The organism is Enterococcus sp. 4E1_DIV0656, from assembly GCF_002140695.1.
Classification (GTDB): Bacteria; Bacillota; Bacilli; order Lactobacillales; family Enterococcaceae; genus Enterococcus_D; species Enterococcus_D entomosocium.
On the sequence record NZ_NGLF01000001.1, the window covers coordinates 1,682,126 to 1,701,138 of the forward strand.

The 19,013-nt window shown below is 44.1% G+C and carries 18 protein-coding genes and 2 tRNA genes (1 of these 20 cut by a window edge); 14 read left to right on the forward strand and 6 right to left on the reverse strand.

Features of this window, described 5'->3' with window-relative positions; translation table 11 throughout:
• Nucleotides 1-42, reverse strand: the start of a protein-coding gene (locus tag A5882_RS07960; RefSeq protein ID WP_008376995.1) for an iron-sulfur cluster biosynthesis family protein. 315 nt of this gene lie to the left of the window's left edge; the window shows 42 of its 357 coding nt (coding positions 1-42); its start codon is at nucleotides 40-42; its stop codon lies off the left edge, out of view.
• Between the two features lie 391 nt (nucleotides 43-433).
• Here A5882_RS07960 and A5882_RS07965 point away from each other — a divergent pair, with 391 nt between their 5' ends.
• Nucleotides 434-868 carry a universal stress protein gene (locus A5882_RS07965; RefSeq protein WP_005237544.1) on the forward strand — a complete coding sequence of 145 codons (435 nt, stop codon included), beginning with the start codon at nucleotides 434-436 and terminating at the stop codon, nucleotides 866-868.
• 358 nt (nucleotides 869-1,226) lie between these two features.
• The gene (locus A5882_RS07970; RefSeq protein ID WP_034878778.1) at nucleotides 1,227-1,466 is read left to right on the forward strand and encodes a hypothetical protein; all 240 of its coding nucleotides are present in this window, start codon (nucleotides 1,227-1,229) and stop codon (nucleotides 1,464-1,466) included.
• 95 nt (nucleotides 1,467-1,561) lie between these two features.
• Here the strand turns inward: A5882_RS07970 and A5882_RS07975 are convergent.
• Nucleotides 1,562-1,634 (reverse strand) — tRNA-Thr (locus tag A5882_RS07975).
• 194 nt (nucleotides 1,635-1,828) lie between these two features.
• Here A5882_RS07975 and A5882_RS07980 point away from each other — a divergent pair.
• Nucleotides 1,829-1,902: transfer RNA gene (locus A5882_RS07980), tRNA-Asn, on the forward strand.
• A gap of 115 nt (nucleotides 1,903-2,017) precedes the next feature.
• On the opposite strand, the gene A5882_RS07985 is transcribed toward A5882_RS07980, so the two are convergent.
• Both A5882_RS07985 and A5882_RS07990 read right to left on the reverse strand, forming a co-directional pair.
• Nucleotides 2,018-3,406, reverse strand: a complete 1,389-nt coding sequence (locus A5882_RS07985) for a hypothetical protein (RefSeq protein ID WP_176462009.1) — start codon at nucleotides 3,404-3,406, stop codon at nucleotides 2,018-2,020.
• Nucleotides 3,403-3,792, reverse strand: coding sequence for a GntR family transcriptional regulator (locus A5882_RS07990; protein WP_086372640.1), 390 nt, complete (start codon nucleotides 3,790-3,792; stop codon nucleotides 3,403-3,405). Before A5882_RS07990 ends, A5882_RS07985 begins: the two co-directional genes overlap by 4 nt.
• A gap of 164 nt (nucleotides 3,793-3,956) precedes the next feature.
• On the opposite strand from A5882_RS07990, the gene A5882_RS07995 reads away from it, so the two are divergent.
• The 6 genes from A5882_RS07995 to A5882_RS08020 all read left to right on the forward strand — a co-directional run bounded on the left by A5882_RS07995 (nucleotide 3,957) and on the right by A5882_RS08020 (nucleotide 10,714).
• A complete protein-coding gene (locus A5882_RS07995; protein ID WP_008377006.1) occupies nucleotides 3,957-4,973 on the forward strand; it encodes an acyltransferase family protein in 1,017 nt (338 codons plus the stop codon).
• A gap of 119 nt (nucleotides 4,974-5,092) precedes the next feature.
• Nucleotides 5,093-6,421: an aminopeptidase C gene (locus A5882_RS08000; protein ID WP_086372641.1), complete on the forward strand. Its 1,329-nt coding sequence runs from the start codon at nucleotides 5,093-5,095 to the stop codon at nucleotides 6,419-6,421.
• Between the two features lie 345 nt (nucleotides 6,422-6,766).
• On the forward strand, nucleotides 6,767-8,155 hold the full coding sequence (locus A5882_RS08005) for an L-cystine transporter (RefSeq protein WP_086372642.1): 1,389 nt from the start codon (nucleotides 6,767-6,769) through the stop codon (nucleotides 8,153-8,155).
• A 158-nt stretch (nucleotides 8,156-8,313) separates the two neighbouring features.
• Nucleotides 8,314-9,093, forward strand: coding sequence for a tyrosine-protein phosphatase (locus A5882_RS08010; RefSeq protein WP_086372643.1), 780 nt, complete (start codon nucleotides 8,314-8,316; stop codon nucleotides 9,091-9,093).
• Nucleotides 9,094-9,109: 16 nt separating this feature from the next.
• Entirely contained in the window at nucleotides 9,110-9,940 is an 831-nt protein-coding gene (locus tag A5882_RS08015) for a fructosamine kinase family protein (protein ID WP_086372644.1), read from the forward strand.
• A gap of 15 nt (nucleotides 9,941-9,955) precedes the next feature.
• On the forward strand, nucleotides 9,956-10,714 hold the full coding sequence (locus A5882_RS08020) for an acyl-ACP thioesterase domain-containing protein (RefSeq protein WP_086372645.1): 759 nt from the start codon (nucleotides 9,956-9,958) through the stop codon (nucleotides 10,712-10,714).
• Nucleotides 10,715-10,764: 50 nt separating this feature from the next.
• Here the strand turns inward: A5882_RS08020 and A5882_RS08025 are convergent, their stop codons facing one another.
• The gene (locus tag A5882_RS08025; protein WP_005237533.1) at nucleotides 10,765-11,733 is read right to left on the reverse strand and encodes an asparaginase; all 969 of its coding nucleotides are present in this window, start codon (nucleotides 11,731-11,733) and stop codon (nucleotides 10,765-10,767) included.
• 88 nt (nucleotides 11,734-11,821) lie between these two features.
• Between A5882_RS08025 and A5882_RS08030 the strand changes: the two genes are divergently transcribed.
• From A5882_RS08030 to A5882_RS08040, 3 genes are all read left to right on the forward strand, one after another.
• A complete protein-coding gene (locus A5882_RS08030; protein WP_008377017.1) occupies nucleotides 11,822-12,652 on the forward strand; it encodes a DUF72 domain-containing protein in 831 nt (276 codons plus the stop codon).
• 8 nt (nucleotides 12,653-12,660) lie between these two features.
• Nucleotides 12,661-13,521, forward strand: a complete 861-nt coding sequence (locus A5882_RS08035; RefSeq protein WP_016611697.1) for a Cof-type HAD-IIB family hydrolase — start codon at nucleotides 12,661-12,663, stop codon at nucleotides 13,519-13,521.
• Between the two features lie 103 nt (nucleotides 13,522-13,624).
• The gene (locus A5882_RS08040) at nucleotides 13,625-14,155 is read left to right on the forward strand and encodes an HAD family hydrolase (RefSeq protein WP_086299145.1); all 531 of its coding nucleotides are present in this window, start codon (nucleotides 13,625-13,627) and stop codon (nucleotides 14,153-14,155) included.
• 71 nt (nucleotides 14,156-14,226) lie between these two features.
• On the opposite strand, the gene A5882_RS08045 is transcribed toward A5882_RS08040, so the two are convergent.
• A complete protein-coding gene (locus A5882_RS08045) occupies nucleotides 14,227-15,576 on the reverse strand; it encodes an aspartate kinase (RefSeq protein ID WP_086372646.1) in 1,350 nt (449 codons plus the stop codon).
• Between the two features lie 358 nt (nucleotides 15,577-15,934).
• On the opposite strand from A5882_RS08045, the gene ezrA reads away from it, so the two are divergent.
• Both ezrA and A5882_RS08055 read left to right on the forward strand, forming a co-directional pair.
• Nucleotides 15,935-17,656 carry a septation ring formation regulator EzrA gene (gene ezrA, locus A5882_RS08050; protein WP_016611694.1) on the forward strand — a complete coding sequence of 574 codons (1,722 nt, stop codon included), beginning with the start codon at nucleotides 15,935-15,937 and terminating at the stop codon, nucleotides 17,654-17,656.
• Nucleotides 17,657-17,842: 186 nt separating this feature from the next.
• A complete protein-coding gene (locus A5882_RS08055; protein WP_034872411.1) occupies nucleotides 17,843-18,985 on the forward strand; it encodes a cysteine desulfurase family protein in 1,143 nt (380 codons plus the stop codon).
• Nucleotides 18,986-19,013: the final 28 nt, after the last annotated feature.

The window sequence follows — 19,013 nt, forward strand, 5'->3', positions numbered from 1 at the left end:
TGGAAAGCGAGCAGCGGCATTAGGGGTAATATGTAAGTCCATTTTGCATGATCTCCTTTTTGAAACGAGTGAGCAGCAAGCTGTTCGTTTCGATAATTGTTGATAAACCAAGTGTATCACTCCTCTTAGGGATGTGACAGCAACTTGCTTTTCAACAAACCAAGCTTAAAGTTTTAGCAAGAAAAAGGCGATAATACCGATTATCAGCAAGAAAAGCCCTAAGTACAAGAGCACAGTGACTGCAGCATGGAAAAAAGAGCGCATTTCTTTCACCTCGAATCATTGTTCTTCTTATTTTACTGCATAATTGCGGAACCAAGTAAGGACCTTCACAAATCTTAAAGGAAGTTTTAGGTCTCTTAAGAGTAGACCTCGTCCTTTTTTGTAACGCTTCCATTTTTTGTGGTAAAATAAAGAAAAGGAGGCGATTTGGATGTTACGTAATTCTCAAAATGTACTTGTTGCCTTAGATGGGTCGGATCAGTCAGAAAAAGCGTTCCAAGAAGCACTCGCGATTTGTCGTAGGAACAAAGCCAAATTGTATGTCCTCTCTGTTATCAACAATGCTGAGTTATCCACAAGTGCCTATGCTTTTGCAAAAATTTTTGACCAAGAAAAATTGCGTGTGGAAACGGACATGTTGAAAAAAATCTATGATGCCAATCAGCATGGGGTAGAAGATGTTGAGGTGATCGTTGAAGTCGGTGATCCAAAGCGTTTTATCATTCATGCAGCGACTGAATTGTATCCAATTGATTTGATCGTTATCGGTGCAACTGGCAAAGGTACATTGACTCGAGCTGTCGTGGGCTCAACCACCGATTATGTCGTTAATCATTCGAAATGTACGGTGCTGGTCGTGAAGTAAGAAGTTGAATCAAACGGAAAAAATATGTTATTTTTTAAGTCAGCATAAGGCATATCCTTTCAAAAAAATTCAGTTTAGTTGAAAAACCCGCTCTCTTGGCTTTAGGAGAGCAGGTTTTTTGTTGTAAAAAAGAAGTGCCTAAAATGGAGCTGTGAGTAACGATTGAAAACGTCTTTTCGTCGTTTTATCAAAAAAATATTTATGTAAATTGAACTAGGTTGACCGTTAGAAAAAATAGTTTGTTACACTTTTAATAAGCAAAGGATGTAGGAAAAGTATTGGAGAGAGGGGCTGATAATTTACTGAGTTTCCATGATTCAGCTGGTTGCAAGTGTCTATCATTGGAAAGGAGAATGAAATGAAGCGTGTTGCAGAAAACTATTTGGTTGTTTTTTCGATTCTTTTGCTGAGTATATGGTTAGGCTTGATCCAAGTGAAGGAATATTCGCAAGAAGCAGTCCTGTCGATCATTTACTTTATTAATCTTTATACGCTCTTGTTCAAATTTAAAGATGCAGCGAGAATGGTGAAAGCAGTTGTATCTTTCGTACTATTGGGTTTTACGATCTTATTTCTTTTGTATATCGCAAGTAATTAGAGGCAATACGAATTGTTAACTTTAGAAATTATCGCTATATATTGGGAATGAGATGTACAAAAAAAGACAACGTTCGACAAACGTTGTCCTACCAAAGCCACTTGACGGGCTTGAACCGTCGACCTCATCCTTACCATGGATGCGCTCTACCAACTGAGCTAAAGCGGCGTGTTATTTAACACAAGATATAGAATACCGTAAAGGCGCTACTTTGTCAATGAGATTTTCGGATATTTCTTGAGAAAAACGCTTTGCGGGAAGGGAAGTTTCTAAAAGGGGATTTTCTTGAAAAAAAGGATCAAAAAATTGATTTTTGCTCTTGCTAAATTATCTGACTATTTGGTATAGTACAGATAGATTCTTCCGGCATAGCTCAGTTGGTAGTAGCGCATGACTGTTAATCATGATGTCGTAGGTTCGAGTCCTACTGCCGGAGTATCAAAAACGACCTTCGTTTCGGAAGGTCGTTTTTTTGTTGGAAAGAGTCCGTTCTTTTGTTGGTTGTCGATAGCCTGGGGATAATGGGTTCCCCAGTTTTTTCTCCAGAACACTCACTCCGCTGAGGAAATCTTCTGTAATAGTTCCTCGTATAAATCCGTCGTTTCGGCGGCTTTTTTATTTGTGTAAAAAACAGTTGGGCCATCGTTAGTAGTGACTTTTAAAATGGGCGTCACCTTCGTGTCGACAAACATTCTGGCAGGTTCGCCGGCAACGGTAAACTGACCGATTTGGTAACTGGCGGTTCCTACACCCATGGTACGAACACGAGGAGACGGCAATGTTTCGATCAATTCCACTGTCTCTATATCTGCCAAAGAGACCGTAGTTTTCCCGGTCATTGGTGCATTGAAGGTGACTTCTTGTCCTTGCACTTCACCAGTGATCGCATCAGCAGTAAAATCTAAGCGATACATCGGAATGATGGTCCCGATCATTAACACAAGTAAGAAGACCGCGGTGATGCCTGCGACGATTTGTCCGCTGCGTTTGCCTAAATTGATGCCGATATTCATCCCAACACGGTCAGGAACGAACAGACGCGCATCATTAGGATTGATGTAAAAACCATATCGCCAGTAAGCATCTTCGCCATAATAGCGCGGTTGTGCTGCTGGCTCTAAGAGCTGATCTTGTTTTTTACGCAGATCAAGCAATAAGAAGAAGGTAAAGACGATCAAGAAAACCACCAAAACAACAAAGAGCACTAAGAGGATAGTACTTAATGCTCCGGTAGCGGACATGGACGCCAGCGGGACAGTCAACAAGAGCAGCGTAATGGTGCAAGTCACGGCGATCATTAAGGACCAATAACGCTTTGTTAAATCATTGATGTGTTGATCGATAGTTGAATTGCCGCTGATCCCGCGAACGGGTAAGCGGCTGATGATCACCCAGAGATAGAGGAACAGCGCAAAAATTGCTAAGGAGACACCGCCCATCAAGTATCCTGTAGAAAGATCAGGCAACTGCCATGCTTGGTACAAACTGATCATCAACAAAATCCCCGCAGGAACGAGGCTATACCACGGCAGCATCCGCTTATTTTTGGTTTGAACGAGTTTCGTATCGATCCGAATCGGATCGATGGGTAGTTCCCATCCATTGGTAAGGATCAATTGCCGCATTTTTCCGATGTAATGTACTTGCACCAAGTAAGCTGTCCCCAGCAAAGCGGCCATATAAAGCCAGAACAGGGTAAGGATGATGGAGTCAGATAAATTGAACAAAAAAAGGAGACTTGCTACACTAAATGTACCAACGATTTGTAAGATACGCTTGCGAAATTCTGTGATCAAGCTGTGGACGTTAGGATCATCCAGATGCTCAGGGGCAAGGGTATTTTCGAGTAAAACATTTTTGTGGGGTTTACTGATCAAGCGTAAACCAAATGCGGTCGTCCCACAGAGGACGAGGGCAATAATGAAAAAAAGATAAGTCATTTGCATTCATTCCTTTCAGGAAATTGGTCCAGCAGTTGTTGAACATCCATTAAAAGCGCTTGCTTGCTTTTGCCGTGTAAGAGAGCGGTTGCTAGCTGCAGCTGCAAGTTTTGGCGATACTCCGCTTCTTGTCCAGAAGTAAACGGTGGTGGCGCAGCAACGGCGGTTCCTTTACGGCGATCCGTTACCAACAAGCCTTCTTCTTTGAGGGAATTGTAGGCTTTTGAGATCGTCATGGTATTGATGCCGATCTCTTCGGCTAATTGACGGACGGATGGTAGCAATTCGCCAGCGGCCAAATCGCCTTTTGCGATACCGACAATGATCTGTTCCCGCAACTGCTGGTAGATGGGTTGGTTGCTTTGGGTTTGAATATCAAATATCATCGAAAACAGCTCCTTTGTATTATATATATTAATACAAACTATACAAAATAGCAACTGGTAATCAAATGAACAAGAATCGTTAGAAAAAAGTAAATAGCTTGTTACAGTTCTGTTTCATGGATCAGGTATCCTTTGACAGATACAACTTAGAGGAGGAACTTTTTATGAGCCAATCGCAAAGAACGGCTTACTTTGATAATGCAAAATTTTTACTGATGATCTTGGTCGTCTTCAGTCACTTGCTGCAGCCTTTTATCGGCGATCAGAAGTTTTATCATGACCTATATTATTTTATCTTCACTTTCCACATGCCAGCTTTTGTTTTTCTGGCTGGGTACTTTGCCAAACCGTTGACGAAGGGACACAAGCTTCGTGAGTTGATGAAAAAGTTCTTGCTGCCTTATGTCTTCTTTCAGGTGTTTTACACCGTCTATTACTGGTTGATCGGTCTACGGGAGTCGCTAAAAATCCAACTGTTGAATCCGCAATGGGCACTTTGGTTTTTGCTTAGCATGTTCTTTTGGCAGCTCTCGCTGTTGATCTTTCAAAAAATGTCCAAAAAGCAGGCGATCCTGCTGAGTATTGGCTTGAGCATCTTTGCTGGCTACGTGCCGTTTTTAAATCAAGTGTTGACCTTGCAGCGGACCTTTGTCTTTTTGCCGTTTTTCATTATCGGGTTTTATTTTCCCAAAAATGAGATGCGCTTTTTATTGAAACCAAAGATTCGAACCATCAGTTTGCTTTTCCTACCGATCATCTACACCTTTATCGCGTTTTTTCATGGGATGAACAAGTACATGGTTTTTGGTTCCAAGCCTTATGACGATTACTTGAGCTATCCGTTGTTCGGCGGTCCCTTGCGTGCGGTCTTTTTCGTGATCGGGCTGATGGGGATCATCGGTTTTCTGAGCCTCGTGCCCAGAGAGCACCTATTTTTTACGAAGTGGGGCAAAAACACACTGCTGGTCTATCTTTTACAGGGGATCTTCATCAAGGGCTTGCGGGCATTAGCCATCACCGACTTGAATCTGTCGGTATTAGGCTTTGTGACGTTGGTGTTAGCCAGTGTTTTACTGACGATCTTGCTAGCTAGCCGCCCGATCCGCTTCCTGTATGCACGATTTGAACGAGGACTATCCTTTGTTTTACTTGGCTTTTTGCTTTTGATGCTAACCCTTTAAATCCTTGATACGAGCAACCGCTCTTAGAAAGATGATCCTTTCATTTTTCTAGGAGCGGTTGTTATTTGAGAGGCAGAGGCGTAAAATGGAAGGAACGGAAAGTGAAAGGATGAAGAAATATGTCAGAAATTTCAAAAAAGACCACCGCTGCCTTTGCGCAAGCGTATCAAGACAATAATAAACAAACGGCACTACAACGGAGTGTTGTGAAAAATGGGATCACCGCTTCTGCGGAAAACGTGTCAGCAAAAGTCAACAATGTGCCAGTTTTTTCAGTTGATGTGACAACCGGGAAAGTCTCAAACCAAAAACAATCAGGCCGCTGCTGGATGTTTGCCGCATTGAATACATTCCGTCATAAGATGTTGAATGATTTCAATTTAAAAGAATTTGAATTGTCGCAAAACCATACCTTCTTTTGGGACAAATACGAAAAAGCCAACTATTTCTACGAAAATATTTTAGCAACTGCCAACGAGCCTTTAACAAGTCGCAAAGTTGCTTTCTTATTGCAAACACCACAACAAGATGGTGGGCAATGGGACATGATCGTTTCGATTTTCCAAAAATATGGTGTCGTACCAAAAACGGTCATGCCAGAAAGCAGCAACTCTTCCAATTCTCGTGACCTAAACAATTACTTGAACAAAAAACTGCGTAAAGATGCGGTTGCTTTGCGTCAGCTAGTGGCTGAAGGCAAAACAGCTGAAGACATCCAAACAGCCAAAGAAGCGATGTTGGAAGATATTTATCGTTTCTTAGCGACTTCTTTAGGCACACCGCCAGAAACCTTTGATTTTGAATACCGTGATGAAGACAAAAACTATCACATTGATCGCAACTTAACACCGCAAAGCTTTTATGAAAAATATGTCGGGGTGGACCTTGACGATTATGTCAGCATCATCAACGCACCAACTGCCGATAAACCTTACAATCAATCGTATACCGTAGAAATGCTAGGCAACGTGGTTGGCGGCAAAGAAGTCAAATACTTGAACGTCGATATGCCGACCTTCAAAAAATTAGCGATCGCTCAAATGGAACAAGGGGAGTCCGTGTGGTTCGGTTGTGATGTCGGTCAATCTTCTACCAGAGATACTGGGATCATGGCATTAGATGCCTATGATATCAACGACTTATTTGATATCGACTTTACGATGACCAAAGCAGAACGCTTAGATTTTGGCGAAAGCTTAATGACCCATGCGATGGTCTTGACTGGCGTTGACTTGATCGACGGCGAATCAACCAAATGGAAAGTCGAAAACAGCTGGGGTGAAAAAGTCGGAACGAATGGCTTCTTCGTCATGAGCGATGCATGGATGGATGAATACACCTATCAAATCGTGGTTCGCAAAGAATTCCTGACAGCAGAACAATTGGCTGCCTTTGAAGCAGAACCAACGGTCTTAGCACCTTGGGATCCAATGGGGGCTTTGGCGTAAGTCAGCAATTTCTAATGATTGCCTGAATATTTACTGAAAATTTTCAAAAAGACGAAATAAAAAAATAACGAACCAGTTGCCGCAATCCAACCGTTAGGAAAGCAGAAATCCTAGCAGCATGGGAGTGTGGCAACGGTTCTTTTTTTATTTACTGACAAAAAAGCGGTACCATCCCAGAAAAGTGAGAACTTATTTATTGTAAGATGAAGCAAACTTCTTTAAAATGGAATAGTCACTAATGATGCCACACGTCTCATTAGAGTGAACTGTTGAAGAATGGTCACTGGGAACCTTTACTTCCTCTGACAGACTTTGTCATGTTTATTGAACAAAAGGAGGATTCAAATGACAAATCTGTTAACTATTATTGTTGTTCTACTTTTTGCTGCCCTTATTTATGGGTTCTACTTATTGCAAAAGCGTCACGTGAAGTTTTCAACGCGGGTCTTTGCGGCGTTGTTCGTCGGGATCGTTTTTGGTGGTGTGCTACAGCTGATTTTTGGGACAGGCTCTGACGTTATCACGCAAGCTCTTGACTGGATCACGATGGTCGGTAGCGGCTATGTGGCCCTCTTGCAAATGCTGATCATGCCCTTGATCTTCGTTTCGATCGTTGGTGCTTTCACCAAGATGAAAGAAAGCGAAAAAATCAAGAAGATCAGTTTTACGGTTCTTGCGACTTTGCTAGGGACAACGGCGATCGCTGCCTTGATCGGGATCGTGATGGTCATGGTCTTTGGTCTTGACGGTGCCAGCTTTACCGAAGGAGCAACGGAAACAGCGCGGATCGCAGAATTAGCGGAACGTTCGACACAAGTCCAAGATCTATCGATCCCACAACAAATCGTTTCTTTCATCCCAAGTAATGTCTTCGCCGACTTTGCTGGTACTCGTTCGACAAGTACGATCGGGGTCGTGATTTTCTCAGCCTTTGTTGGGATCGCCTTTCTTGGTGTCAAACGCAAATCACCGAAAGAAGCGGAAACTTTTGCGAATTTGATGGACAGCTTATATAAAATCGTGATGCGTATCGTCACGTTAGTTTTGCGCCTGACACCTTATGGCGTTTTGGCATTGATGACTAATGTATTAGCTTCAAGTGATTTTGAAGCCATCTTGAACTTAGGCAAATTTATCATCGCCTCTTATGCGGCTTTGATTTTGGTCTTACTTGTTCATTCATTATTGCTGATCGCTGTTCGGGTCAATCCAGTAACGTATTTCAAAAAGGCCTTTCCAGTCTTGAGCTTTGCCTTTACTTCTCGTTCAAGTGCGGGTGCCTTGCCATTGAACATCGAAACCCAAACCAAAGCGTTAGGTGTTGATGAAGCCACGGCTAACTTTGCAGGCAGCTTTGGGTTATCGATTGGTCAAAACGGCTGTGCGGGTGTTTATCCAGCGATGTTGGCAACGATCGTTGCTCCAACGGTTGGGATCAATGTCTTTGATTGGCAGTTTATCCTGCTGCTAGTTGCAGTAGTTACGATCAGCTCATTCGGCGTTGCTGGTGTCGGCGGTGGCGCAACCTTTGCTTCATTGATCGTCTTAGGCTCAATGAACTTGCCGATCGCCATCGTAGGCTTAGTTATTTCTGTTGAACCATTGATCGATATGGCACGGACACTCGTTAATGTCAGCGACAGTATGGTTGCGGGAATGGTGACCAGCAGTCGTATCAACGAACTGGATCGTTCGATCTTAGATGATTCTGCCGCCGTGATTGAAGCCGAATAGAAACATTTTGTAACAAGCGAAAGCAAAGAAAGACTGCGTGTGGTCTTTCTTTTTTTTGTCCGTTAAAGCTCAGCTCATAGAAAAATCTAGGTTTCAGTGCCCTTAATAGCGAAGTTTCTGCTATACTTTTAACTAGAACATCGCGGGAGGGATAAGCAATGACACAATTGATTCAACTAGAACGAGCAGCAAACGTCAGAGAACTTGGCGGCTATCAAACGACAAACGGCACGACGATCAAACGAAAAAAATTGATCCGCAGTGCGGCGATCAATGAATTAACTGCTTCAGATCAAGCAGTACTGGCAAACTATGGGGTCAATCAGGTCATTGATTTTCGCTCCATCGCTGAAGCCAATGCACAGCCTGATCGACCGATCGCCACAGCAAAGCAGCTTTTTTTACCTATTTTTAAAGAAGACGAAACGATGGTTTCCTTGTCGCCAGAAAGCTTGAAGCAACGCTTGGAAGATGGGGAAGATGCCGAAGAGCAGATGAAAAAAGTCTACCGTCACTTTGTTGAAAGCGACTATGCTCGCCAACAATATCGGCAGTTCTTTGATCATGTGATCGCCAATGCGGAAGGCGAAGGTGCAACCTTGTTCCACTGTACCGCTGGCAAAGATCGCACAGGCTTTGGCGCCTTTTTATTGCTGCATGTGTTGGCGGTGGCACCAACGACGATCAAAGAAGATTATTTAGCGACCAATCGCTATTTAGCGCCAATGCTAAAAGAAAAATTTGCCCCAATGACCCAGCATTTGCCGCAAGAGCTGTTAACGGCGATCACGGTTTTGATGAGTGCCAAAGAGAGTTTTCTTGATGAAAGCTTGGCTGCGATCGAACAGCACTTCGGTTCGGTTGATCAGTATCTCCTGCAGGGACTAGGGGTGACGAAAGAAGAGCAAGCGTATTTGAATGCCCAACTGACTGAGTAAAGAAAGGGAGATCCGTATGGAGGAAGCATTGTTCGCAGCAATCGGAATGACCGGCTCGCTGACGCCCATCAGTGGTGGGGATGTCAATCAAACGTATCGTTTCACTACAGCAGAAAATCGCTATTTTTTAAAGACCCATCCTCATGTTTCAGCGGTGTTCTTTCAAGCAGAGATCAACGGCTTAGCTGAATTAGCCCCTTTCGTGCGAGTGCCAAAAATCGAACGTCTTGGTCAGACCGAAGAGGGGGCATTTTTATTGATGGAATGGATCGATGGTGGGGAAGGACAGCAGCGACGCTTAGGCCAAAGCTTGGCTCGGCTTCATCAGCAGACGCAGGAGTCTTTTGGGTTTTACGAAGACAATTACATCGGCTTTTTGCCGCAAGTCAATCCGAAAACCACCGATTGGCTTGATTTTTATACAGTCTGCCGTTTGGATGTGCAAGTCGAATTAGCGAAGCTGGGTAATCGCTGGCATGCCAAACGGGAAGCCGCTTATCTGCGTTTGAAAGAATTTTTGCATGAGAATTGGCGTGATCGCAGCGTCACACCTGCTTTATTACACGGTGATTTTTGGCGGGGGAATGTGCTGTTCGATCAGCAAGGAGAACCAGTGTTTCTTGATCCAGCAGTCGCTTATGGGGATCGAGAAATGGATATTGCGATGTCCCAGCTCTTCGGTGGTTTTCGTCAGGAATTTTTGGAAGGCTATCAAGAAGTCTATCCATTAGATGAGGATTGGCAAGAGCGACTGCCAGTGTATCAATTGTATTATTTATTGGTCCATTTGAATCAATTTGGCGAAAGCTATGGACCAAGTGTCGATGAAATATTGAGTCGTTTTTAGGAGGCAATTAGAACTATGGCAGCAAAGTATCAAACCACACATGAAGTGGCGTATTATGAATGTGATGTCAACCAAACGATGACGTTTCCAGCCATGCTAGGCATCGCCATCAAGACATCAGAGGAACAAAGTGCGGCGTTAAACCGCGGACCAGAAGTCATCGCTAGTTATGGCTTGACCTGGATCATCACCAGCTATCACATAACGGTGACTCGTTTGCCGCGCGTAGGGGAGCAGATTCAAGTGGCGACCCAGGCGAGAGAATACAATAAATTTTTCTGCTACCGTTACTTCTGGTTATTGGCAGAAGACGGAACGGAACTGGTCAAAATCGAGGCGGTTTTTGCGTTGATGGATCCGAAGACGCGCAAAGTCAGCAGTGTACCAGATGAGATCGTGGCGCCTTTTGGCAGTGAAAAAATCAAGCGAATCAAACGCTATCCGAAGATCTCCCCTATCACGCAAGGACAATTTTTGCCTTATCGGGTGCGTTTCTACGATATTGATAGCAATCAGCATGTCAACAATGCCATGTATTTCAATTGGCTGATGGACGTCTTAGGCTATGAGTTTTTAACAAAACATGAAGTGACACAAGTGACGATCCGTTTTGATCGGGAAGTGGCTTATGGCCATTTGATCGAAAGCCATTTTCAAATCAATGAGAAGACAGTCGATGAAGCCGGCGAGGCTGTGCCGCTGCAAACGATCCACGAGATCAAGATCGGTGAGGATACTTACTGCGAAGCCATCTTTACTTGGCGAGAAAAATAAAACAACCCTTTTGCCTCCATTAGCGGAATGGCAAAAGGGTTTTTGTTTGGTTAATTCTCCATGAAATCAGGCAGTTCATCCATGGTCAACCCACGGTTTTTCGCTATCAGCAATTTGATGCGGGCTTTTTGGCTATTGATGCTATTGCAGAAAATCACACCAAGAGCTTGCAATTCGATCCCGCCGCCTAAGTAGTCATAGACCGGCTCGGCAACTCCGTTGAAGCAGCGAGAAACTAAGACGACTGGAATGTTTCTAGCGATCAGTTTTTTCAAAGGCTCTATGGTCTGCGGCGGCAGATTGCCAGCGCCTAAAGCTTCGATCACTAGTCCATCGATCAGCGAGTCGGCTAAAGCATCGAACAATTCCCCAGTCATTCCCGCATAGGCTTTGACGATCGGAAACAAACCATCGACACGATCAACATCCAAATGGCGGTTATTTAACAGCTCTTGCATAAACAAGATTCGGTGCTTTGTGACTAAGCCGATCGGACCTAATGTCGGGGTGCGGAACGTCGCAATATTGGTGGTGTGGGTTTTCGTAACATAACGTGCGGAATGGATCTCATCGTTCATGACGACTAAGACACCTTTTCCTATGGCATCGGGGGACTTGGCGACCCGAATCGCACTTTCAAAGTTATAAAGCCCGTCACTGCCGATTTCATTACTTGAGCGCATGGCACCAGTCACCACGATCGGTAACTGACCGCCGATCGTGGTATCTAAAAAGAAGGCCGTTTCTTCCAGCGTATCGGTTCCGTGAGTGATCACGACCCCATCGACACCGCTTAAATGCGCCAGCTGGATACGTTCTTTCAGCTGCAGCATTTCTTTTGGCGTCATATGAGGACTGGGAATATTAAAAATGTCTTCGACGATCAATTCAACATCGTCATCAATGTGGATCGGTGCATCCATCAGCGGATTGCTGACATCGGGGCTGACGCCGCCTGTCAGGGTATCTTCTTTCATGGCGATGGTGCCGCCAGTGTGCAACACGAGAATTCGTTTCATTTTTTCATCACCTGCAATGATTTATTTACTCTTAACTCAAAACTATTGTATACTATTAAAATAAGAAAACAAGGAGCGATGGGAAAAAATGATTCGAATTGGTTGTACCACATTTAGTGAACATGGCAGTCTCGTGCAAAGAAAAAACTCGAAATTATTTGAGTATGCCCGTTATTTTCCGTTAGTTGAGCTGGATACCACCTATCATTTTTTGCCAAAAGAAAAAGACGTGCGCAATTGGTTGACCCAGATTCCCGAAAATTTCCGCTTTGTGTTGAAAGTCCATCAAAGTGTGACCACCCAAGGGGATTTGCCAGATCAGTTGACCATGACCGAAGCGCTGCAGCTTTATAAAGAAGCGATCGCGCCAATGGTAGAAGCGGGCAAACTGTTTTGCCTATTGGCGCAATTTCCCAACAGCTTTAAATGTACGAAAGAAAATGTCGCCTATTTAGATCAAGTGCGAGAATGGTTTGCGGGTTACCCAGTGGCGATTGAGCTGAGAGACAGCAGCTGGTATCAGCCGAAACTGTATCCGGGAATGATCGATTATATGAAGCGAAAACAGTTTTCCTTAGTAGTCGTTGATCAGCCGAAAAAGCTATCGACCACGATTCCCCTTGATCCAACCGTGACCAATCCTGCGTTTGTCCTGTGCCGTTTTCATGGACGCAATGACAGCGGCTGGACAGCGACGGGGCCAGATGCCAAAAATCTGCGGACCTTGTATCGCTATGACCAAGCCGAACTAACGGAGTTAAAACAAGCGATTCAAGCCATCGAAGCCAATGCCAAAGAAGTCGCAGTGGTCTTCAATAATAATGCCGGTCGTGACGCCGCTGACAATGCTCGCGCATTGATCGATGCGCTGCAGATCGATTACGAAGCATTAAATCCTAATCAGTTGAAATTATTTTGAGGAGTCATATGATAAAAGCAATCTTTTTTGATATTGATGGCACACTGATTGCCAGTAACGGCAAGGCGCTTGCCAGTACCCGTGAAGCCATCAAACAAGCCCAAGCCAATGGCGTCCTCTGCGGCATTGCCACCGGACGTGGTCCGGTTGATTTAGAGAAGGTGATCGATTACTTGTCGTTAGACATGTTTATCACCTATAACGGCCAATATGTTTACACGAAGGAAACCTTGATTTATGCCAAACCTTTTCCAAAACAAACGCTGGAAGCGATCGTAGAATACGCCGATGAAAATTATCGTCAAGTCATGTTTGGCGGAGAAACGCAAGTGGCTGGCAGCTTGACGATCCGTTTAAGCCAATCACCCGTCATGCAGCGCTATTTGCGCTATGTACCGAAAAAATTTCCCGTCGGCTTTTTAAAGAAAGTCTTGCAGCGCTTCAGTCCCAATCGCAACGCCAAACGTTATGAATCATTGGACATTTTACGAGAGCCAATCTATCAGTGCATTATGCTGAGCCCTGAATCAGAGCGCGAAAAATTACGCTCCAAGCTGCCGCAATGTGATTTTAAGCGATCCAATGCCTATTCTGTTGATATCGTGCCGAAAAACGGTTCGAAAATCAAAGGGATCAAAGAATTTTTGGCCTATGAAGGGATCGCGATGGAAGAAGCGATGGCCTTTGGGGATCATTTTAATGATGTGGAAATGTTAGAAGGTGTGGGGATCGGGGTTGCGATGGGCAATGCCCAGCCCATCACCAAAGCCAGTGCTGACTTTGTGACGGACACCAACGATCATGACGGCATCAAGAAAGCCTTGATCCATTTTGGGATCATTGCCGAGGATGCCCAAGCAAGGGATTGAATTAAAAAAATAAACAAGGTGTAGCCAATCCATGAAGCAACGTAGGAGACAGCGCAGAACCATGAAACAGAACCATTAGAAAAAGCAGAAAGAAGCGAGAGAAATGAGTCCATTTGAAATGACGGAAGAGTTTCATAAAACCTTTGATCCAACACGACCGCCATATCCACAAGCTTTTTCAGCGGAAAAAGCCCAGTTTCGTGCTGGTTTTAAAATTGAAGAATTAGTTGAGTTCCTTTATGCTGCCAGCAACAATGACGAAGAGACCTTCCAATCAGGCCTGGAGCATTTGCATCAAGCAATTGATCAAGCCCAAGCCAAGCTGGCTGCCAAACAACAGCCTGTCAGTGATTCCCTAGTAGAACAAGTCGATGCGCTCTGTGATCTGCTGTATTTTACCTATGGCTCTTTTTCACTGGTAGGGGTCGATCCAGCGCCGATCCTGGCTATCGTTCATGACGCCAACATGGGGAAACTTTTTCCAGATGGGCAGCCCCATTATGATCCTGAGACCCACAAAGTCATGAAGCCTAACGATTGGGAAGAACGGTTTGCTCCTGAACCGCGAATCAAGGCAGAAATCAAACGCCAATTGGCACAAAAACAAGCGCAAGCCCAAGAATCGTCAGAATAATAAAGAAACGTGCCAGTTGCCCGTTCCGATTGCTTATCAGCAAAAGGAGTGGTGCAACTGGCACGTTTGGTTTAATCAAAGAAAGTGTAGTAAAGGGTTCTGACAGCGGCTTTTTCTTGTTCTTTGTGGATGCCGAACATGATGCTGACCTCAGAGGACCCCTGGTTGATCATCTCTAAGTTGATATTTTTTCGCGCAAGGGCAGCGGTACTGTCGGCAGTGATCCCGACTCTTTGACGCATCCCTTCACCAACGACGACGACCATGGATAGATCGTGGGTCATTCGCAGTTCATCGGGATCGATCTCGTAGGCGATCTTGCGCAGCAGTTCTTCTTCCAATACTGGATTCAACTGGTTGGAGCGCATAATGATCGAGATATCATCGATTCCTGAAGGCATGTGTTCATAATTTAAATCAAATTCTCGGAAAATCTCTAAGACCCGTAACGTGAACCCAACTTCGCGGTTCATCAAGTATTTGCGGATATAGATCATACAAAAGCCTTCGTCACTGGCAACGCCGATCACCGGCTGATCCAAATTGTCTCTTTGGTTGGTGATCAAGGTACCTGGATGACTTGGATTATTGGTGTTTTTGATCACCACGGGAATTTTCGCATGGTATGAAGGCATCAACGCCTCATCGTGCAAAACAGTAAAGCCGGCATAAGACAGCTCCCGCATTTCTCGGTAAGTTACTTCTTTGATGGACTCTGGATGATGAACGTAGCCTGGATGAGCAGAAAAAATCCCATCGACATCGGTAAAGTTTTCGTACAATTCTACTTGCAGACCAGCCGCCACGATGGCACCAGAAATATCTGATCCCCCTCGAGAGAAGGTACAGATTTCGCCGGCTTCTGTGTAACCAAAGAAGCCAGGAATCACTAAGATTTCAGGACTATCGCGCCATTGTGCGATCTTGGCATACGACTTGTTCAAGATACGGGCGTTTTGGGGTTCATCCGTCACTAGCAACCCAAGTTCTTGCGGATTCATGTAGCGAGCAGCTAACCCACGGCTTTGTAAAATCCCAGCGATCAATTTGGCATTGTTGTCTTCGCCGCTTGCCAAGACCGTATCATAAAGATGCGGATTGTCTTGAGTAGGCAGTGTTTGAAAAGCCGCCAATGATTGCCAGATGCGGTCTAAATGGACTTGTTCGATACCAAAGGGGGCGGCGATCGCTGTATAGCGGGCATAGATTTCTTCTATTAAATCAGTGATTTCTTCTTGGGCACACAGACCGGTACAGACTGCTAGTAACAGATCGGTGACTTTCTGATCGTCGCTGGAACGCTTACCAGGCGCTGAAACAACAACAAACCGTCTTTTAGGATCACTTTCAATTATCGCAACAACTTTTTCGACTTGTTCGGCTGAGGCAAGGGAACTGCCTCCGAATTTCGCTACTTTCATTTGACATTACTCCTGTTCAAGCTTTTTACTAGAGTACAGTTTCAATAGGGAGAAATCAAGCGGTTTCTTGAAAAAAATCGGAAAAATCAGAAAAAAAGTCACTTGTTGATGTAAATTTCACGATTTGTTTTCATTATCGATGGAAAAGCCGTGAATGATTTTATTCGATGCGAAAAAAGTCGATCTTTTTTGCCTCAATCTAATGCTTGATTTTTTTCTTTATGCTATAATCTAGCGTAGATGCTTTTTTATAAAGGGACTGTCTGTCCTTTTTATACTCAATGAACTTATCAATCAATCTGCTGATCAGCAGATTTTAGACGAAACATGTATATTTGAAAATTGGAGGAACCACAAAATGGGAACTAATATCATCTTTGGAATTGTCATTGCCATCATCATCATCGCAGCGGTCTTGTATGCAATTGGCTTTTTCATGCGGAAGAAAAACCAAGAAAAGCTAAATGACTTGGAAAAACGCAAAGAAAATCTGTTTGACTTACCGGTGATCGAAGAAGTCGATGAAGTAAAAAGAATGCACTTGGTTGGTCAAAGTCAAAACACCTTCCGTGAGTGGAACCAACAATGGACAGATATCTCCACAAAATCTTTTGCTGAACTTGAGAGTCAAATCTTTGAAGTGGAAGAACTAAACGAACGCATCCGCTTTTTCAAAGCAAAAGGGGCGATCGTTCAAGCGGAAGCGACCATGGATGAGATGGAACGCCAAGTAGAAGAGATTCGCGCCGGCTTGAAAGAATTACGAGAAAGTGAAGAACGAAATTCACTGGAAGTCCAAAAAGCGTTGGACGTTTACGAAGACTTGAAGAAGAAGCTACGGGATCAAGGCGAAGAATTCGGTCCTGCTTACAATGAGCTGCAAAAACAAATCAAAAACATTGAAATTGAGTTCACCCAATTTGTTACCTTAAATACTTCAGGCGATCCTGTGGAAGCACGGGAAGTGTTAGACCAAGCAGAAAAACACACCTATGAAGTAGAAGACTTAATGAAACGGATCCCAGCGGCCTACGAAGAATTAAACCGTACCTTCCCAGATCAGTTGAAAGAAATCCAAGATGGCTACAAAAAATTATTAGAACAAAAATATGTGTTCCCAGAAGCAAACTTCCAAGAAGAAATCAACCGTGTGAAAAAACGAGTTGAAAACTCCATGAACGATCTAGCGAAAACAGAAGTCGCTTCCGTTGAAGTGGCAAGTCGTGATACTGCAAGTGATATCGATGCCTTGTATACGGTGATGGAACGTGAGATCAATGCCAAGAAATATGTCATGAAAAATCGCCAAATCATTGAAGACTATATTGACCACGCAACGAAGAACAACCGTCAGTTGTTGATCGAGTTGGATCATACGGCACAAAGCTATACATTGAATCATAATGAATTAGGTCGCGTCCGTGGTTTCCAAACGGAAGTCGACGAATTGGCTCGTCGCAATAACGAGTACCTACCACAATTAGAAAAGCACGAAATTCCTTATTCAGAAGTGCAAAGCTTCTACAAAGATGCCTACAAGATTTTGGATGATGTGGAAAGCCAGCAAGTCGAAATCGATGATTCCCTTGCGGAATTACGTCGTGGCGAAAAAGTTGCACAAGAAAAAGTGGAAAGCTTCGAATTCCGTCTACGCAACTTGAAGCGGTTTGTTGAGAAGCAACGCTTACCTGGTTTGCCAGGTGAGTACTTAGAATTCTTCTTCGTGGCAACAGATCGGGTGGAAGAACTAGGCAAAGAATTGAACAAGATTCGCATCAACATGCAAGAAATCAATAAATTGGTTTCTGTCTGTGAAGAAGATCTTGATCTTTTAGATGAACAAACGAAAGACTTGGTGGATGCTGCGGCATTGACTGAGCAAATGATGCAATATGCCAACCGTTATCGTCATTCTCATCCAGATATCAAGGCAGCGATCGACAAATCACTTTACTTGTTCAGTAAAGAATATCGCTATCAAGATGCGCTAGATGAAATCGGCACAGCGTTGGAACGAGTAGAACCAGGTGCCTTCAAAAGGATCGAAAACTTCTACTTCAATAACCGCGACTTAGTATAATACGAAAGCCAGCAGTGAAAAACTGACTGGCTTTTTTCATGGAAAGAATGGCTCGCTGCATGATTAACGCTTACGAAGGAAGGGAAAGTTTCCTTTAAATAAAGCCAAAGCCAGCGAGTCACCTTGAAACTCAGCCCAAGAGCAGTTATAATGGGAAAGAATTTTTTTAGAGAAAGGGTCCTATCATTGATCTATTTTGACAACAGTGCAACAACCGCTATTTATCCACAAGCTTTAAATACATATGTCCAAGTCAGTCAGCGAATCATCGGCAATCCCTCAAGCTTGCATGATTTAGGAAATCAAGCCAATCGCCTGCTACAGCAATCACGTCAGCAGATCGCCGATCTGTTAAACGTTTCTTCCAAAGAGATCGCATTTACCAGTGGGGGGACCGAAGGAGACAACTGGGTCATCAAAGGGACTGCTTTAGCGAAAAAAGCCTATGGGAATCACCTGATTATTTCCAGTATTGAACACCCTGCCGTCAGTGAAACAGCGGCTCAATTAGCCGAATTAGGATTTGAGGTCAGTGTGGTCCCTGTTGATGCTCAAGGCTTTGTCAACGTGTCAGAATTAGCAAACATGATTCGCAAAGAAACGATTTTGGTTTCGGTGATGGCGGTCAATAATGAGGTAGGATCGATTCAACCGATCCATGAGATCGCAACCGTGTTGGCGGACTACCCAACGATCCATTTCCATGTAGATGCCGTCCAAGCCATCACAAAGGTCCCGCAAGAGCAATGGTTCAATGAGCGAGTCGATTTTGCCGTGTTCTCTGCACATAAATTTCACGGACCTCGTGGCGCCGGATTTATCTATTGGAAACAAGGTCGTAAGTTGGCGCCATTGATGACTGGCGGTGGGCAAGAGCAAAACCAGCGCAGCGGTACCGAAAATGTACCAGCAATCGTTGCCATGGCAAAAGCCCTGCGTTTAGCGACGGAACACAAGGCTGAAAAGCCGAACCATGTTCAATTATTAAAAGGCTATTTGCAAGAAGCACTGGCTGGCTATGAGAAAGTCACGCTTTTTTCTGGCACTGAAGGGTTTGCGCCACATATACTTTGTTTCTCATTAAAAGGGATCAGAGGAGAAGTCTTAGTCCATGCCTTTGAAGAAAAGCAGATCTATCTTTCGACGACGAGCGCTTGTTCCTCTCGTAAAAAGATGGCCAGCAGTACGCTTCATGCGATGCACGTTCCGGAACAGTTAGCGACATCCGCTGTTCGTATCAGTTTAGATGAGAGCAATACAATGGCAGAAGTCGAGCAGTTTCTAATCGTCTTCCACCAGTTGTACCAAAAATTTTCGAAAATCAATTAAGCACGACATAGCACTATAAAATCAATCC

Bases quoted from the DNA above. Each gene is read 5' to 3' on its own strand.
- A5882_RS07965 (WP_005237544.1), top strand. From the start codon at position 434: ATGTTACGTAATTCTCAAAATGTACTTGTTGCCTTAGATGGGTCGGAT.
- A5882_RS07970 (WP_034878778.1), top strand. From the start codon at position 1,227: ATGAAGCGTGTTGCAGAAAACTATTTGGTTGTTTTTTCGATTCTTTTG.
- A5882_RS07985 (WP_176462009.1), bottom strand. From the start codon at position 3,406: ATGACTTATCTTTTTTTCATTATTGCCCTCGTCCTCTGTGGGACGACC.
- A5882_RS07990 (WP_086372640.1), bottom strand. From the start codon at position 3,792: ATGATATTTGATATTCAAACCCAAAGCAACCAACCCATCTACCAGCAG.
- A5882_RS07995 (WP_008377006.1), top strand. From the start codon at position 3,957: ATGAGCCAATCGCAAAGAACGGCTTACTTTGATAATGCAAAATTTTTA.
- A5882_RS08000 (WP_086372641.1), top strand. From the start codon at position 5,093: ATGTCAGAAATTTCAAAAAAGACCACCGCTGCCTTTGCGCAAGCGTAT.
- A5882_RS08005 (WP_086372642.1), top strand. From the start codon at position 6,767: ATGACAAATCTGTTAACTATTATTGTTGTTCTACTTTTTGCTGCCCTT.
- A5882_RS08010 (WP_086372643.1), top strand. From the start codon at position 8,314: ATGACACAATTGATTCAACTAGAACGAGCAGCAAACGTCAGAGAACTT.
- A5882_RS08015 (WP_086372644.1), top strand. From the start codon at position 9,110: ATGGAGGAAGCATTGTTCGCAGCAATCGGAATGACCGGCTCGCTGACG.
- A5882_RS08020 (WP_086372645.1), top strand. From the start codon at position 9,956: ATGGCAGCAAAGTATCAAACCACACATGAAGTGGCGTATTATGAATGT.
- A5882_RS08025 (WP_005237533.1), bottom strand. From the start codon at position 11,733: ATGAAACGAATTCTCGTGTTGCACACTGGCGGCACCATCGCCATGAAA.
- A5882_RS08030 (WP_008377017.1), top strand. From the start codon at position 11,822: ATGATTCGAATTGGTTGTACCACATTTAGTGAACATGGCAGTCTCGTG.
- A5882_RS08035 (WP_016611697.1), top strand. From the start codon at position 12,661: ATGATAAAAGCAATCTTTTTTGATATTGATGGCACACTGATTGCCAGT.
- A5882_RS08040 (WP_086299145.1), top strand. From the start codon at position 13,625: ATGAGTCCATTTGAAATGACGGAAGAGTTTCATAAAACCTTTGATCCA.
- A5882_RS08045 (WP_086372646.1), bottom strand. From the start codon at position 15,576: ATGAAAGTAGCGAAATTCGGAGGCAGTTCCCTTGCCTCAGCCGAACAA.
- ezrA (WP_016611694.1), top strand. From the start codon at position 15,935: ATGGGAACTAATATCATCTTTGGAATTGTCATTGCCATCATCATCATC.